Genomic DNA, 13,503 nt, shown 5'->3' with positions numbered 1-13,503 from the left:
CTTATTGGTATTTCAAGGGCTGATTTTCTGGCGCTGTGGGTGCTTGTTTTACAGGGCGCACGATAAAAAAGCCAGAGGAATGGGTGTCGGTCTGAAGGGGAGTAGTATTCCCTGCCTGCGGCGGCTCAGGCGCTTCGTCTAACGGGGGTGGGGCTATGAAGCTGTAGAGATCAACCTCGCCAGGCATGGCAGGAAAATGTTGGGCAACTTGCTGTAACAGTTCAGGACTCAGGTAGTCAGGGGATAAAATTTTAAGGCTCGTCAGAATGTCATACACATCGTTACTGACAATTTGAATGAAGCGATTTTGCGACAAGGTTAAAGCCAGATGATAGGCTTCGTTATGTTTATTGCATTTCAGGGGTATTTTGGTTTGAGTCAGGCGAAAATACACTTTAGACAAGGCTTCCGATTTGACTTCAAACGCTATTTTGACCCCCAGGCACCCGGACGTAATACGAACGGCAGTGACGCTGTATAAATGTGGTTGCTTTTCTGAGAAAGTCTGGATTTTTGGGCGGTTATCCGCTTTTTCAGCCGGGGTGTTCGCCTCAAGCAGACTCAATCGGTTGGGGGTATTGTCCGCGGAAAAGGCTTTGGGTTTAGGTTTTTTCTTCTTAAAAAAGTCTAAGAATTTATCAAGTTTCAATTTCATGCAACAGCCTGATGGGTTGAATTGGGTGACCAGCATTTTGCGAATAACGACGGCAGTTAGCAAGACGATTAACCGTCAAATGAATTGAAACGAGGTAAAAATAATTTTTCAAAGGTAATTGCGGAACAAGTTGTACAAATTTAAAATAACCTCCAACCGAGTGACTCTGTTGTTCTCCACGTTCAAAATGAATAATCATTACCCAAGGATAATAAAATGACTACACGTAAAGGCAATGCAGCTTGTATTGGCTTGTTTCTCGTAAGCCTCCTTGCCAGTTTTAATTGCCAGGCCTGGTCAGCGGTAAGCGTTGGTGTGGGCTGGTATGGCGGCAATACCCATTATCACCCCGGCTATGGGCCGCGCGCTTATTATTACGATCCAGGCCCTTACTGGGGTCCTCCTGTACCCAATGTCATTATCAATGTGCCAGTGGAAAATTATTATGTTCCACGCTGCCAGGAGTATGAGGTTTGCGATAATTATTATGATGAATGCTGGATAGAAAGACGCTGCAATTAAGCCGCTGTCTTGCGGGCTGCAGGCTTTTGCAGGCAGCCAGCTTGTTTGATTTTTAAACTTAACACTATTTTTTCACCTGGTTTTAAAAAATAATGGTCTTTTTAAGTTAAAATAACGGGTATTGTTTCAAGCGGTTTTCCATTATGCCTTTTGCCCATGTGTTATTAGCCCTGGTTGTGGTGCTTGTCTGGGGTGTTAACTTCCTTTTTGTTAAATTCGCCCTGGATGAAATGTCCCCCTTGCTGCTCTGCGCCCTGCGCTTTGTGCTGGCAAGCCTGCCGGCTGTTTTTTTTATTAAACCGCCGAAGGTCCCGTTTACCTTAATTGCCTCCTATGGTCTGGTGATGTTTGCCCTGCAGTTTTCTTTGTTGTTTTTGGGCATGCATGCCGGCATGACTCCCGGAATGGCTTCGCTGATTATTCAGGTGCAGGTTTTTTTCAGCCTGTTCTTTGCCGTGGTTTTTTTAAAAGAGCAGCCTCATCTGTTGCAGATCATGGGAGCCATCGTTTCATTTGCCGGCATCGGCCTTGTCGCCTTGCATCTGGATAGCCACATCACCTTAACCGGATTCCTGTTCATTCTTGCTGCTGCCGCCACCTGGGGTATTGGCAATCTGATTACCAAAAAATTTCAAGGCGTCAATATGATGGCGGTGGTGGTTTGGGGCAGCTTTGTAGCCAGTATCCCCATGCTGCTTTTATCCCTCCTGCTGGAAGGGCCGGCGAGCATGGTTTACACCTACCACCATATCAACTGGCTGGGCATTGGTTCTCTGCTTTACATTGTGTACATCTCCACCTGGGTGGGCTATGGGGTATGGAACTGGCTAATAAGCCGTTACCCGGTCGGTATGGTGGTTCCCTATACGTTATTAGTACCCGTCGTCGGCGTTTTCAGTTCAATCATTGTATTAGGTGAGCCCTTTGAGCTTTGGAAAGTGGCAGCCGGCTTGCTGGTTATTTGCGGTTTAATGATTAATATTTTGAGTACGCGTCTAGCCCGAGTCAAATTACAACCGGCGACCTAACCCGGAAAGGGATGGAAAAAGGTGGCTTCATGCTTGTTATGAAACAGATTTAAAACCCGGGAATTGGGAATGTTTTGCAATTCCCTGAGGATTTGCAGATCCGTTTCCCCCTGCAGTTTAATGGTAAAAATCAATTGCTTCGCTTTTCCTGAAGCTATCCATTGTTTGATCAATCGGAAAGCCCGCTCGGGATAGCAGGCCACGTCGGACAGCACCCAGTCATAGGGTTCCGTCAGTTTATCGGGATGAAGTGCGAAAGCACTTTGCTTTAGGAAATGAACGCGCGGCAAGCGTGCGATTGGATCAGCCAACGGTGCTTTGTCAACCGCCGTGACGCTGGCGCCCAGACTTTGCATGACAAAGGTCCAGCCGCCGGGTGAGGCTCCCAAATCAAGGGCTTTTTCCCCTGCTTTGGGATAATGGTTAAGCAGGGTCAGGGCTTCCCATAATTTTAAATAAGCCCGATTGGGTGGATTGACCTTGTCTTCAATGAATAAACAGTCGCCGTCCGGCCATGGATTCGTTCGCTCCGTGCTGTACACCAGGGTATTCTTATCGAGAAGAAAAAAGACATTCACTGGCGGCAGATCGTGTGTTAGTGGAAAATGACGCAGCAGGGATGGTGTTTTGCGTAATTTTTCTTCGATTAAGCGCCCGCGTCGAACATGCGTTAAGGGATGAAGGTACCAGAACTTGCCCGCATTTTTTAATGCAGCGGCCGCTTGGGAAATGGATTCAAATTCAACGAATTGAGGATTGAGCCAACTGTCTTTTGCAAAGCAGACAGTCTGCGACTGACGCGGCGAGAAGAACAGGTCTCCAATCGTCAGGCTATCCTGGCCAAGTTCTTCTGCCAACTCCTTGTGGTATTCGGGTTTGGCAAGATAAATTGCCGCGGCTTTCTTTAATGTATCCATATTACTCTGCATGCATCCTTAGTAACAGCATAAAGCCCCGGGTGGCGGTTATCGTCAAGTCATTGATCAGGGATGAGCTCTGCTTTAGTTTACGCAAAGCCTGGACGCTGCCCATCCAACCCAATAGCGCGATACAGCATTCCCAAAAGATGATGAAAAGAAAAGCAGCGTGCACGAGCAGAGGATGTTGCATGGCCGGTGATCGCGGTGTACTGGAAACAAAAACATCATCCATGGTCATGATTCTGGCGACATAAGACAGGTTTGATGAGTAATCAACCCTGTTTTCCCATGCAATCAGCGTGGCGACGCTGACAATGAGTGGAATTTTAACGAAACGAATGGCAGTGGGCATGTTCAATGCAGTTCTCGCAATGAATTAAGACTCGATCATGTCATCAAGGCTTTTTTGACGGTGTTTGTTTTTCCACTCGAGATCAATGGTGCCCTTTTGCAGAGAAGCGAGCGACTGATCAACGGCGACGCGATTATCAAAAACGAAACAACTCCCTTGCCATAAGGATTCGTGTTCGGGGATTTTTTCAAGGTAATTAAGAATTCCGCCTTCCAGGTGATACACCTTTTCAAAGCCGAGTTGTTTTAAGTAAGCGGTGGATTTTTCACAGCGTATCCCGCCGGTACAGAACATGGCTATTTTTTTATCTTTATTTTCAAGCAGGTTTTTTTCCACGTAGTCTGGGAAATCGCGGAAATTAACCGTTTTAGGATTAATGGCCCGCTTGAACGTGCCTAATTCAATTTCATAGTCGTTGCGGGTATCGATGACCAGCACATTGTCATCGTCAATAAGGGCATTCCACTCTTCCGGTTTCACGTATTCACCGGCATGGGTTTGTGCATCGACGTTGGCCACGCCCATGGAAACAATTTCTTTGCGTAACTTGACCTTGGACTTGTCGAAGGGGTTGCTGCTGTCGTAATTTTCCTTGAAATGAATGCCTTTAAATTCAGGGTAGGAGCTAAGGTAGTCAATAAACGTATCCACTTGCTCCCGGGTGCCGCTGAAGCTGCCGTTGATTCCTTCGTTTGCCAGGATAAGGGTGCCCTTGATATCCAGTTCAATTAATTTCGAAAGAAGAATTTCACGCAATTGTTCTGGGTTGGCGATGTGGGTGAATTTATAGAAAGCAATAATAACAAACGAATTCATAATCCTACCTGTTGGAGTTAAAGCAACGAGTGCCGGCATATTACCATTTTGCCATTAAAAAAATCTGCCCCTGTTTCAGATGGGAGGCAATAATGCTGTAAAATTATACAGGATTTCCCTGGGTTCAACCAGTAACCCCTCTGCAATTTCACTGCTTGCTTTTTTTCGTTACAATCGTAAGTCCACGTTATTTTAACTGTTGCAGGTCCATTATGCCGTCATTTGATATTGTTTCCGAAATTAATGAAGTTGAGCTTAAAAATGCTGTTGATAATGCGGTACGGGAAATGGGGACGCGCTTTGATTTTCGCGGGGTGGAGTCCAGCATTGAATTAAAAGAAATGACTGTCACATTAAAATCAGAATCAGATTTTCAGGTCAGACAACTTGAAGATTTATTTCGTACTCATTGCAGCAAACGCGGTGTCGATGCGTCCGGTGTGGACATGGAAGACAAACCGGTACACAGCGGAAAAACCTTCTCTCTGACGATGACGTTTAAACAGGGAATTGATCAACCCATGGCCAAGGAAATCGTTAAAATCATTAAGGACAGTAAAGCAAAAGTACAAACGTCTATTCAGGGGGATAAGGTGCGGGTCACAGGGAAAAAACGCGATGATTTACAGGAAATAATTGCCTTATTGAAAAAATCTGACATTAAAATCCCGCTGCAGTTTGATAATTTTCGCGACTAAAATTCGCCAATAAATCGAGAGGTTTTTTAATCATAAAATCAAAATAATTCTGCCAGAAAACTGGCAGAATTTTAAGTGGATTTAGCGATTAGCGTCGCATGGGGTCATCAATATTATTGCGCCCCTGACTAACCTTTTCCTGATTTTGGGTGTTGCCTTTACCTAGATTTTGAGATTGTGTGGATTGGCCTTGGCCGCCTTTAACCGTTTGATTTTGACCGGGTTTTTGATTAATGCCCGCTTGTTTTTGGCCTTGCCCCTGGGTTTGAGTTTGATTTTTCCCCATATTGCCCGGGGTTTGGTTTTTCCCGGATTGTTGATTATGATCCATGATAATTCTCCTTATCATTGCTTGTCCAAAATTGAAGTAAGCTTAAGTAACCATAGAACATATGAAAGTATTATGCAAATGGTTAATATTTTTCATAAAATTTTTTACATGAATCAATCGATTGATATTTAAAAATTTTTCTTCACATTTTCAAATGTCGTTTATCAAAAAAATGGCAAAAATAGTTATCCCTTACTATACTTAGAATGTGGGTAGTAACGAAATGAGAATTTCGCTTAGTTACCGACAGCAAACAACCACCCTCGGGTGGTTTTTGCTTTTTCGTCACAGCAAAGGAGTGGTACGATGTCAACGTTTAAACATTCAGGGAAAGGGAATACTCATCCGGCAGCAATTCCCCTCACCAATGACGAAGAGGAAGAGCGTCTGGAAAATGATCATGGCTTTCAGGGCCCCGCCCCCATCGATGCAATCAATGAGCAATCACTGAAAAAAAATAAAAAAAACAACCGGAAACTACAAAACCAGCCCCTTTCCAAAAGTAATTTTGTATAAATTATGCACAACCGGCGCTTAATGGTCTATTATATTAGACATATAGGTGATGACTGCCCTGGCTGAACCTAAATCAAATTTCGAATACGGAGATTGGTTTTGAAGAGCGGTGTGCGTCCTTGTGAATTAAGGAAACCTAAAGTCCTTCATAGATCGCCACAGTAAGAGCAGTTGCGGCTCAGAACTCAGGAAAGTCGTTACCTGTATCGCGAGGATCTTTCTTCTTTTTTTAAATTCCTATACTCTTTATCGTTTTACCATGGAAAGCAATGATGGCATGGATAGCGCTGTTTCTGGCTGGCTTTTTTGAAATTTTCTGGGCCATTTGCCTCAAATACACGGAGGGTTTCTCGCGATTATATCCTTCGCTCCTGACCGGTGCAGGCATGGCTGTCAGTTTTTTCTTTCTTTCCTATGCCCTCAAATCACTTCCCCTGGGAACAGCGTATGCAGTTTGGACCGGGATCGGGTCGGTTGGCACGGTCATTTATGGTATTTATTTTTTTGGCGAGTCGACGTCGCTGCTGCGTCTCACCTGCATCAGCCTGATTTGCCTCTCCATCATTGGTTTGAATCTTAGTGAGAAATAAGACCTCAATTTGTTAATAATTTGTTCTTGTCGTATACTTTATACACGTCTAAGACAAGGACAACGTCATGAAAAAACTAATTCTACTAAGCAGTCTTTCTTTGTCCGCCTTCATGCTCTCCAGTTGCACGGTGACCAGTAGCACGTATTCACCCGGTTACAATAGCGATTATGTCTACTCCGTTGGTTATTATGGTTATCGACCCTATTGGGGAAGCTACTACAGTTCCTACTATCCTGGTGTGACCTGGAGAAACAGTTACTGGTACGGTAATCGCTCCCTTTATGGCGGTTACTATGGTAGCTCTTATGGGGTCGGTTTATTTGGCCGCAGGTGGTAATTTCCTGCGGCGGCAACAAGAGCCCTTAATAGGCGGAATGAGAAATGGACTGATCGGCCTGGTTAAAGTGATTCCTTAACGTCTCAGCGACCTGGTGGGATGAGGAGCCGGCAATGTTTTTTGCTTCAATTGTCGCCGCAACGGATTGAATCATCTCGGCAAGAATGTCCTGTATTCTTTGGGGGGTGAGCACTTCCAGTTGCAAGCCGATGTCTTCAATTGCCTGAATAAAGAAGCTTCTCGGGTCCTGCTGTCGAGTCCCTCTCATGGCAAAACGATGATTATCCCGTATTTCGGGGAAACGTTGAATTTGCTTTTGATTGGCTCTGGCCACGACGTGGTTCGGATCAATCGACAAGGCAGCAGTATACAAATCATTGGCCATCAATAGGCGATTTTTAAATTTAAACTGGCAATGTTGATAGAAATAATCCCCTGCCACCGACAGGATATTGGCAAAAAATTTCTCATTTTTTGCCTGATCAGTAATCGCCCTCATGGCGGTCACAACGTTCATCGTTCCGGTATGTTCGACAGGCGGTTGAAAAAATAACCATGGGCTGGAATTCGTGGGCAGCGGCGACGGGCCAGCGGTCAAGGGGCTGGTGGCTGCGGCAGCCGGCCTGGTTGGAGGCACGATGTCTGGCTGAGGTGGGGTGGGCATGACGTTCGAGTCATCGTCCATGGGAGGCTCCTCGAATGCAGAGTCATCCATGCTATCGGAATCGAGGTGATCATCTGCATAATCATGGGGGTCTGGGGAAGGCAATGGGTTCCTGTAGCGTTTAATCAGCGCGTTGGTATCGTCCACCACGAGCAACTCACTGGCAGACGGATCGAGTCCATCAATAAGGCGCTGACAGCGGGCCATAAACAGGCCGCAATCGTCTTTTCGCAATTCAAAGGCCGCCAGTGCGCGATAGTAACACACTTCCAGTTCCAGCGTGGCGGGTAATGCTGTGGTGAGCAGCTGGCTGCTTTCCGTATAAGAAAGCATTTCGTTCATGGTTTCAGGGTTTGGATCCAGCTTAAAGAGTGATTCCAATGCATTTAAATAGCTTAAGTGTTGGTCAATTGAGCTCAAACCCGCCTGATGACGGTAGTGTATGGCTTCCCTTATCCAGGACTTGCCTGCCTGCAGCAGTGCTAATCGAGCGGGTAGAAATTCTTGATTGTCCTGTAAATCAAGCAGTTCATCGCTGATTTTTTCACAGGTTTCGGAAGCCAGACTTAAGAGGTTGTTAATGAATGCCTGATCGCATTTGATGTGACTGTGATTTCTGATTCGTTCAAACACCTGGATAATTTCAGGAATTTTTCCCCGGATTTGCTGCCAGAGCGTCTCTGTTTCCTGCTGTGAAAAACGACCGTCATCGATAGACGTCTGGATGATCATGCACTGCGTGTGGGCAATTTCAACATTGACATAGCACAACGCATCATAAAATGCAGAAGGCGGATGAAAATGGGGTTGGGCCGCATACCGGTTTAGGGTTTCGAGTGCGCGGTGGTAATGGGTCAGCGCCTCATGGTAATTACCGCTGACGTAAGCTTCATCGGCTTTAACCTGATCCGGGGTGCCAAAATAATAAACCATAATGATGCTCTGCCTGATAAATAAAAGAGGCTAGGCTAACACATGAATTTTTTTTGTTCAATAGGGTCAAAAAATCGATAAAAATAAAAGACTTAGCAGATAAATTGAAAGAATTAAAGAAAGGGGAGCGCGGGAAGACTCCCGCACCAGGCGCCATTACTCTTTGGCGCGAGAAACGTATTCGCCTTTACGCGTATCCACTTTAATCAGTTCACCGGTTTGGACAAACAGCGGAACACGGACCACAGCGCCCGTTTCCAGCGTCGCGGGTTTACCGCCGCCGCCAGACGTATCGCCTTTTAAGCCAGGGTCGGTTTCGGTGATGGCCAGAATAACAAAGTTCGGCGGTGTGACCTGAATGGGTTCGTTATTCCACAGAGTCACAATGCAGATATCCTGTTCTTTTAACCATTGAGCGGAGTCTGCCAAGGTGTCGGTGCTGATGGCATATTGTTCAAAGTTGTCTGGTACCATGAAATGCCATTGTTCGCCATCATTATAAAGGTATTGCATTTCTACATCGGTGACATCGGCAGAGGATAACGTCTCGTTTGATTTCAAGGTGCGCTCGACGACGCGGCCGGTTTTTAAATTGCGGATTTTGATGCGGGTAAAAGCCTGGCCTTTGCCGGGTTTGACGAACTCGCACTCAACAATGTTGCAGGGCGAGCCGTCCACCATGACCTTCAAACCATTTTTTAAATCATTACTGCCGTAAATAGCCATTCGTTCTCCACAGTTGAGATTTTGTCGTAATTTCGCTAAAGTTCACGCAGTTTACCAATTTTGTACAATTAATGCGAGATGCTTCTGTGAGCTGGCAAAAAATTCTGGCACAAGGTTTTGCCACAAAAGAGGCGTTGCTGGATTACCTTTCCCTGCCCCACACGCTGGGCAGCGATGGGGCGGAGCAGCAATTTAAGACCCGTGTCCCGCGCGGTTTTGCCAGGCGGATGCAGGCGGGAAACCCGACTGATCCCTTGCTGCTTCAGGTATTGGCTGTGGAACAGGAACTGCATGAGACCTTAGGCTACAGCGTCGATCCACTGGCGGAGACAGCTGCCAATCCGCTGCAGGGTTTAATTCATAAATACCAGGGCCGCGTGCTGTTAACATTGACCGGTGCATGTGCTGTCAATTGCCGCTATTGTTTTCGCCGTCATTTCCCCTATCAGGATAACAATCCGGGCCGTGAAGGCTGGCGACGTGTCGTAGACTATATCCGTGAGGATTCAGCCATTCATGAAGTGATATTGAGCGGCGGCGATCCGTTGATGGCGGCGGACTTGGTTATGGGCGAATTGCTTACGGCACTGGGTGAGATAGACCATGTACGCACGGTGCGGTTTCATACCCGCATACCCGTCGTCCTGCCGGAGCGCATCAATGCGGCGTTATTAGCGCAATTGAAGGCTTCACGTTTGCGCAAAGTCATTGTTATGCACTGCAATCATCCCCAAGAGATAGACGAATCGGTCGCGAAAGCCTGTCTTGCCCTGCATCAGGCTGGTTGCCAGTTGCTCAATCAATCGGTTCTGCTCAAGGGCATTAATGACAAACCAGACGTCCTTGCCGCCTTGAGCGAGCGCTTGTTCGATTGTAAAATCCTGCCTTATTACCTGCACGTGCTCGATAAGGTCAAGGGCGCCGCGCATTTTGATATCCACGATGACGAGGCTCTGGCCATTTATCATCAATTGCAAGCGCTGCTTCCAGGTTATCTGGTTCCGCGTCTGGCCAGAGAAGAGGCGGGGAAAAAACACAAAACCCTGCTGGTGTAACCGCTATTCAATGCTATGAGAATACAGGTCAATTAATTTTTCCTGAGCGCTGTAAGCGCCATGGGTTAAGGCTTTGTAACTGCCGTCTGCCTGCATTTCCCAGGCATTGCGATTGTCCTTCAGGTAATTTCTAAAAATTTCATTTTTTATGCGCCGCTGGCAATCCTCATCGAGAATAGGAAACATGATTTCGATGCGGTTATAAAGATTGCGCTCCATCAAGTCTGCACTGGAGCAGAAATAAAATTCCTCTTCCTGTTTGCGGAAATAATAAATGCGATGGTGCTCAAGAAAGCGCCCGACAATGGAGATGACGCGAATATTGTCGGAGATGCCGGGTATTCCCGGTTTAAGGCAGCAGAGGCTTCGCACCAGCAACGTAATTTTTACTCCTGCCTGAGAGGCAAGGTAAAGCGCTTTGATCATGACCTTGTCGGTCAGGCCATTCACCTTGATAATAATTTCAGCTTCTTTGCCTTCTTTGGCGGTGACAGCGCAATCCTCAATCAATTGCAACAGGTTTTTCTGCAGTGTAAACGGTGAGTGGCACAAGGCTTTGAGCTTGACCGTTTTACCCAAACCGGTCAGTTGCTGGAAAATAATCTGCGTGTCGGCGGTAATGGTGGACTCGCTGGTTAACAAGCCTAAATCGGTGTAGCGTTTTGCAGTCTGCTCATGGTAATTTCCTGTGCCGAGATGCACATAGCGCTTCAGCTTGCCGTGCGTTCGTCTGACCACCAGCGTCATTTTGGCATGGGTTTTATAGCCCATTACGCCATACAGAACCAGCACCCCTGCCTCATGCAGGCGGTTCGCTAGTTTAAGGTTTGATTCTTCATCGAAGCGGGCTCGCAATTCAACGACGGCAGTCACTTCTTTGCCTGAGCGCGCCGCTTCAATCAGGGCTTTAACCATGATGGAATCGGAGCGAGTGCGGTACAAGGTTTGTTTAATGGCCAGCACATTCGGATCGGCCGCGGCCTGGCGCACAAAATCAATGACCACATCAAAACTCTGGAAGGGATGGTGCAGAAGGATGTCCTGCTCATCCAGGACGTTAAACAGGTTGCGCTTATGGGTGAGAAACGTCGGGTATTGGACATGCAGCGGCGGATAATTCAAGTCGGGTCGATCGATTTGATTGATGACGCTGGCATAGCGCTGCAAATTAACCGGCCCATCGCAGTAATAACTGTCTTCATGGTGAAGGTGGTGTTTCTGCAGAAGAAAATCCACGATGTGCGGGGGGCATTTTTTGTCGATTTCAAGCCGGACCACATGACCGTAGTGGCGGGAGAATAATTCACGCTGTACAGCGACTGCCAGATCTTCAATTTCTTCTTCGCGCAAAAATAAATCACTGTTTCGTGTTAAACGAAAAGGATAACAGCCATTGATTTCCATGCCCGGAAACAGACTGTGAATGTGCGTTTGGATAATGGATGAAAGGTAAACAAAGTAACTGCCGCCTGAAGTACAGAGTTCGGAAGGCAGGTGAATCATGCGCGGCAGAGAACGGGGTGCGTGAACCACCGCGTAATCGATGCTGCGATCGAATGCGTCCCGGCCCTGCAAAGCGATAATGAAATTGAGGCTCTTGTTAAATAAACGCGGAAACGGATGCGCCAGATCCAGTGCAATGGGGCTGACGATGGGCAGAATTTCATTTTTAAAATAATGCTTGGCCCACAACTGAATGTCGTCGCTCCACTCATCAATTCCGAGGAAATAAATGTTTTCTCTGCGCAGCGCCGGCATCAGTTCGCGATTGAAAATCTCATAAAGTTCATCGCTCAGCAGATGGGCTTTGCGGCTTAAATGATTAAATACATCATCGGCCGTTAACCCGTCAATATTGGGTTTGCGTGACGACAGGGCGATTTTTTCTTTCAGACCGGCGACACGAATTTCAAAAAACTCATCGAGATTACTGCTGCATATGCACAAAAAACGCATGCGTTCCAGCAAGGGGACGCGTTCGTTTTTAGCCAGTTGTAAAACCCGTTCATTGAATGCCAGGGCAGTGAACTCGCGATTGATGTAATATTCCGGATTGTCCAGAGATTCGCTCACACCGATCTCCTCCATTAAGATGGCCTCATTCCAATACAAGCAAATTTCTCGCCTGTTTATCTTACTATAAAAAAGCAAATGCCGATAAAGGCAATAAATCCCCAAAACGGCGATAACTGCAAATAAACCAGGGCAATGAAAAACAACACCGTCGCAATACTGATGGAAAGAGAATAATACATACTCACTACCCCCTGAGCCACCGAAAACGACGCAGCGGCCAGCAAGGCCAGGGCCCCATACTGAACCGAAACCATGATTTTATGAGCCATGACACTGGTGCTGTTGCTTAAAAAGCGGTAACCCAGTACGGCTAAAATCAAACCCGGTAAATTAATGCTGACAACGGCCAGGATGAGTCCCCAGAAGCCGGCGGCTTTGTAGCCGATGACCGCGGACAATTTCACGGCCGTTAAGCCGGGGAATAAAAAGGTCGTACCGACCATGTTTACAAATTCTTCGGGACTAATCCAATGCCGGTAGACGACAGCCTCGTATTCAATCAACTTCAGCATGGAATTACCGCCGCCCAGTGAGATAAAGCCAATTTTGCCGAAACTTGCCATCAACGCCAGGAGAGTACTAATCATGGTCAACCTGCTGTTTCAGAAAGCGCACGTAATCGCAAGGCTTGAGATCGGGGAAAAGATGCCGCGCAAGGGCTTGAACCAGGGCCTGCGACCGCCCTTCCAGGCAGGCGCTAAAAAAAATGCGGGAACCGAGTTTAAGCCGCGACAATTCCAGTTTAATGGTTGGCTCATGGGTCAACTGATGAATGAGCGCATCCTTTTCTACGGTGATGAGCTGGGACCCTTTTTCAATTAATTCCAGCAGTTGCCGAGCTGAAAGCCCGTCGGTTCCGGGTAAAACCGCCTCAGAAGGTTGTTCATGGAGGGGTATTTTTTTACCAAACCCCAGTAACAGCGGGGTTTGGTCGAGTAACGGCTTGTACAGAAGTTCGCCCCGCCTGACTTTAATATTGAAATCAAAGGGAAGAAGCAGGTGATAGGTGTCTTCTCTGTGTTTGCTCTCATAGCGGGTTAAATCAAGATAATAATCGCTTAAGCCGTTAAGGACTGCAATGTCATTTTCCGTCCAGAAATAACGTGCTTCCCAACGCAGGGATTCTTTGGCGGCAGGCACGAGGGTTGGGAATTGCTCGGCATGCGTAGGGTCAATTTCAAAATTCCAAACCAGGCGTTTTTTCATAGGCGGATTGACTGGGTGATTCTTAAGTTAGTCTATTTCATGGGGGTGGGCGATTAAAAGCCTTTTTTTCTTCCT

At 46.8% G+C, this 13,503-nt stretch carries 16 protein-coding genes; 6 read left to right on the top strand and 10 right to left on the bottom strand.

Going from position 1 to position 13,503, the window contains the following annotated elements; genetic code table 11:
- Window position 1: 1 nt before the first annotated feature.
- The gene (locus tag DYE45_RS13690; protein WP_115301004.1) at window positions 2-655 is read right to left on the bottom strand and encodes a hypothetical protein; all 654 of its coding nucleotides are present in this window, start codon (window positions 653-655) and stop codon (window positions 2-4) included.
- Window positions 656-871: 216 nt separating this feature from the next.
- Between DYE45_RS13690 and DYE45_RS13680 the strand changes: the two genes are divergently transcribed.
- Both DYE45_RS13680 and DYE45_RS13675 read left to right on the top strand, forming a co-directional pair.
- On the top strand, window positions 872-1,177 hold the full coding sequence (locus tag DYE45_RS13680) for a hypothetical protein (RefSeq protein ID WP_108290810.1): 306 nt from the start codon (window positions 872-874) through the stop codon (window positions 1,175-1,177).
- 143 nt (window positions 1,178-1,320) lie between these two features.
- Window positions 1,321-2,205, top strand: coding sequence for an EamA family transporter (locus tag DYE45_RS13675; protein WP_108290808.1), 885 nt, complete (start codon window positions 1,321-1,323; stop codon window positions 2,203-2,205).
- On the opposite strand, the gene DYE45_RS13670 is transcribed toward DYE45_RS13675, so the two are convergent.
- Genes DYE45_RS13670 through trhO form a run of 3 tightly spaced genes read right to left on the bottom strand, consistent with a single transcriptional unit; the run spans window position 2,202 to window position 4,293 of the window.
- Window positions 2,202-3,122: an SAM-dependent methyltransferase gene (locus tag DYE45_RS13670; protein ID WP_108290806.1), complete on the bottom strand. Its 921-nt coding sequence runs from the start codon at window positions 3,120-3,122 to the stop codon at window positions 2,202-2,204. The two genes, DYE45_RS13675 and DYE45_RS13670, sit on opposite strands and share 4 nt — an antisense overlap.
- 1 nt (window position 3,123) lies before the next feature.
- Window positions 3,124-3,477: a DUF2165 family protein gene (locus DYE45_RS13665; RefSeq protein ID WP_108290804.1), complete on the bottom strand. Its 354-nt coding sequence runs from the start codon at window positions 3,475-3,477 to the stop codon at window positions 3,124-3,126.
- Between the two features lie 24 nt (window positions 3,478-3,501).
- Window positions 3,502-4,293 (bottom strand): oxygen-dependent tRNA uridine(34) hydroxylase TrhO, encoded by a 792-nt coding sequence (gene trhO, locus DYE45_RS13660; RefSeq protein WP_108290802.1) that lies wholly within the window; start codon window positions 4,291-4,293, stop codon window positions 3,502-3,504.
- A gap of 212 nt (window positions 4,294-4,505) precedes the next feature.
- Between trhO and DYE45_RS13655 the strand changes: the two genes are divergently transcribed.
- Window positions 4,506-4,991, top strand: coding sequence for a YajQ family cyclic di-GMP-binding protein (locus DYE45_RS13655; RefSeq protein WP_108290800.1), 486 nt, complete (start codon window positions 4,506-4,508; stop codon window positions 4,989-4,991).
- An 88-nt stretch (window positions 4,992-5,079) separates the two neighbouring features.
- Here DYE45_RS13655 and DYE45_RS13650 read toward each other — a convergent pair whose 3' ends face one another.
- Window positions 5,080-5,322: a hypothetical protein gene (locus tag DYE45_RS13650; RefSeq protein ID WP_115301003.1), complete on the bottom strand. Its 243-nt coding sequence runs from the start codon at window positions 5,320-5,322 to the stop codon at window positions 5,080-5,082.
- A 306-nt stretch (window positions 5,323-5,628) separates the two neighbouring features.
- On the opposite strand from DYE45_RS13650, the gene DYE45_RS13645 reads away from it, so the two are divergent.
- Together DYE45_RS13645 and sugE are read left to right on the top strand one after the other, a co-directional pair.
- Window positions 5,629-5,838 (top strand): hypothetical protein, encoded by a 210-nt coding sequence (locus DYE45_RS13645; RefSeq protein WP_108290796.1) that lies wholly within the window; start codon window positions 5,629-5,631, stop codon window positions 5,836-5,838.
- Between the two features lie 269 nt (window positions 5,839-6,107).
- Complete coding sequence (sugE, locus tag DYE45_RS13640) at window positions 6,108-6,428, top strand: quaternary ammonium compound efflux SMR transporter SugE (RefSeq protein WP_278043087.1); 321 nt, start codon at window positions 6,108-6,110, stop codon at window positions 6,426-6,428.
- Window positions 6,429-6,793: 365 nt separating this feature from the next.
- On the opposite strand, the gene DYE45_RS13630 is transcribed toward sugE, so the two are convergent.
- Together DYE45_RS13630 and efp are read right to left on the bottom strand one after the other, a co-directional pair.
- Window positions 6,794-8,365: a hypothetical protein gene (locus tag DYE45_RS13630; protein WP_108290790.1), complete on the bottom strand. Its 1,572-nt coding sequence runs from the start codon at window positions 8,363-8,365 to the stop codon at window positions 6,794-6,796.
- Window positions 8,366-8,521: 156 nt separating this feature from the next.
- Window positions 8,522-9,091, bottom strand: a complete 570-nt coding sequence (gene efp, locus DYE45_RS13625; RefSeq protein WP_108290788.1) for an elongation factor P — start codon at window positions 9,089-9,091, stop codon at window positions 8,522-8,524.
- Window positions 9,092-9,162: 71 nt separating this feature from the next.
- Here efp and epmB point away from each other — a divergent pair, with 71 nt between their 5' ends.
- Complete coding sequence (epmB, locus tag DYE45_RS13620) at window positions 9,163-10,146, top strand: EF-P beta-lysylation protein EpmB (RefSeq protein WP_108290786.1); 984 nt, start codon at window positions 9,163-9,165, stop codon at window positions 10,144-10,146.
- Window positions 10,147-10,149: 3 nt separating this feature from the next.
- On the opposite strand, the gene ppk1 is transcribed toward epmB, so the two are convergent.
- From ppk1 to DYE45_RS13605, 3 genes are read right to left on the bottom strand one after another with little or no spacing between them, the layout of a single operon-like run.
- Window positions 10,150-12,219: a polyphosphate kinase 1 gene (gene ppk1, locus DYE45_RS13615; RefSeq protein ID WP_174703693.1), complete on the bottom strand. Its 2,070-nt coding sequence runs from the start codon at window positions 12,217-12,219 to the stop codon at window positions 10,150-10,152.
- Between the two features lie 56 nt (window positions 12,220-12,275).
- Window positions 12,276-12,809 carry a chromate transporter gene (locus DYE45_RS13610; protein ID WP_108290782.1) on the bottom strand — a complete coding sequence of 178 codons (534 nt, stop codon included), beginning with the start codon at window positions 12,807-12,809 and terminating at the stop codon, window positions 12,276-12,278.
- On the bottom strand, window positions 12,802-13,428 hold the full coding sequence (locus DYE45_RS13605) for a hypothetical protein (RefSeq protein ID WP_108290780.1): 627 nt from the start codon (window positions 13,426-13,428) through the stop codon (window positions 12,802-12,804). Before DYE45_RS13605 ends, DYE45_RS13610 begins: the two co-directional genes overlap by 8 nt.
- Between the last annotated feature and the right edge of the window lie 75 nt (window positions 13,429-13,503).

The sequence above is a fragment of the Legionella taurinensis genome, assembly GCF_900452865.1.
Lineage (GTDB): Bacteria > Pseudomonadota > Gammaproteobacteria > Legionellales > Legionellaceae > Legionella_C > Legionella_C taurinensis.
Note: the sequence above shows the minus strand (reverse complement) of the source record. Positions and strands in the feature narration are given on the sequence as shown.

Excerpts from the sequence above, each read along its gene's own strand:
- DYE45_RS13605 (WP_108290780.1), bottom strand. The coding sequence starts at position 13,428 with ATGAAAAAACGCCTGGTTTGGAATTTTGAAATTGACCCTACGCATGCC.
- DYE45_RS13665 (WP_108290804.1), bottom strand. The coding sequence starts at position 3,477 with ATGCCCACTGCCATTCGTTTCGTTAAAATTCCACTCATTGTCAGCGTC.
- DYE45_RS13630 (WP_108290790.1), bottom strand. The coding sequence starts at position 8,365 with ATGGTTTATTATTTTGGCACCCCGGATCAGGTTAAAGCCGATGAAGCT.
- trhO (WP_108290802.1), bottom strand. The coding sequence starts at position 4,293 with ATGAATTCGTTTGTTATTATTGCTTTCTATAAATTCACCCACATCGCC.
- sugE (WP_278043087.1), top strand. The coding sequence starts at position 6,108 with ATGATGGCATGGATAGCGCTGTTTCTGGCTGGCTTTTTTGAAATTTTC.
- efp (WP_108290788.1), bottom strand. The coding sequence starts at position 9,091 with ATGGCTATTTACGGCAGTAATGATTTAAAAAATGGTTTGAAGGTCATG.
- DYE45_RS13650 (WP_115301003.1), bottom strand. The coding sequence starts at position 5,322 with ATGGATCATAATCAACAATCCGGGAAAAACCAAACCCCGGGCAATATG.
- DYE45_RS13690 (WP_115301004.1), bottom strand. The coding sequence starts at position 655 with ATGAAATTGAAACTTGATAAATTCTTAGACTTTTTTAAGAAGAAAAAA.
- DYE45_RS13645 (WP_108290796.1), top strand. The coding sequence starts at position 5,629 with ATGTCAACGTTTAAACATTCAGGGAAAGGGAATACTCATCCGGCAGCA.
- DYE45_RS13670 (WP_108290806.1), bottom strand. The coding sequence starts at position 3,122 with ATGGATACATTAAAGAAAGCCGCGGCAATTTATCTTGCCAAACCCGAA.
- DYE45_RS13675 (WP_108290808.1), top strand. The coding sequence starts at position 1,321 with ATGCCTTTTGCCCATGTGTTATTAGCCCTGGTTGTGGTGCTTGTCTGG.
- DYE45_RS13655 (WP_108290800.1), top strand. The coding sequence starts at position 4,506 with ATGCCGTCATTTGATATTGTTTCCGAAATTAATGAAGTTGAGCTTAAA.
- DYE45_RS13610 (WP_108290782.1), bottom strand. The coding sequence starts at position 12,809 with ATGATTAGTACTCTCCTGGCGTTGATGGCAAGTTTCGGCAAAATTGGC.
- DYE45_RS13680 (WP_108290810.1), top strand. The coding sequence starts at position 872 with ATGACTACACGTAAAGGCAATGCAGCTTGTATTGGCTTGTTTCTCGTA.
- epmB (WP_108290786.1), top strand. The coding sequence starts at position 9,163 with ATGCGAGATGCTTCTGTGAGCTGGCAAAAAATTCTGGCACAAGGTTTT.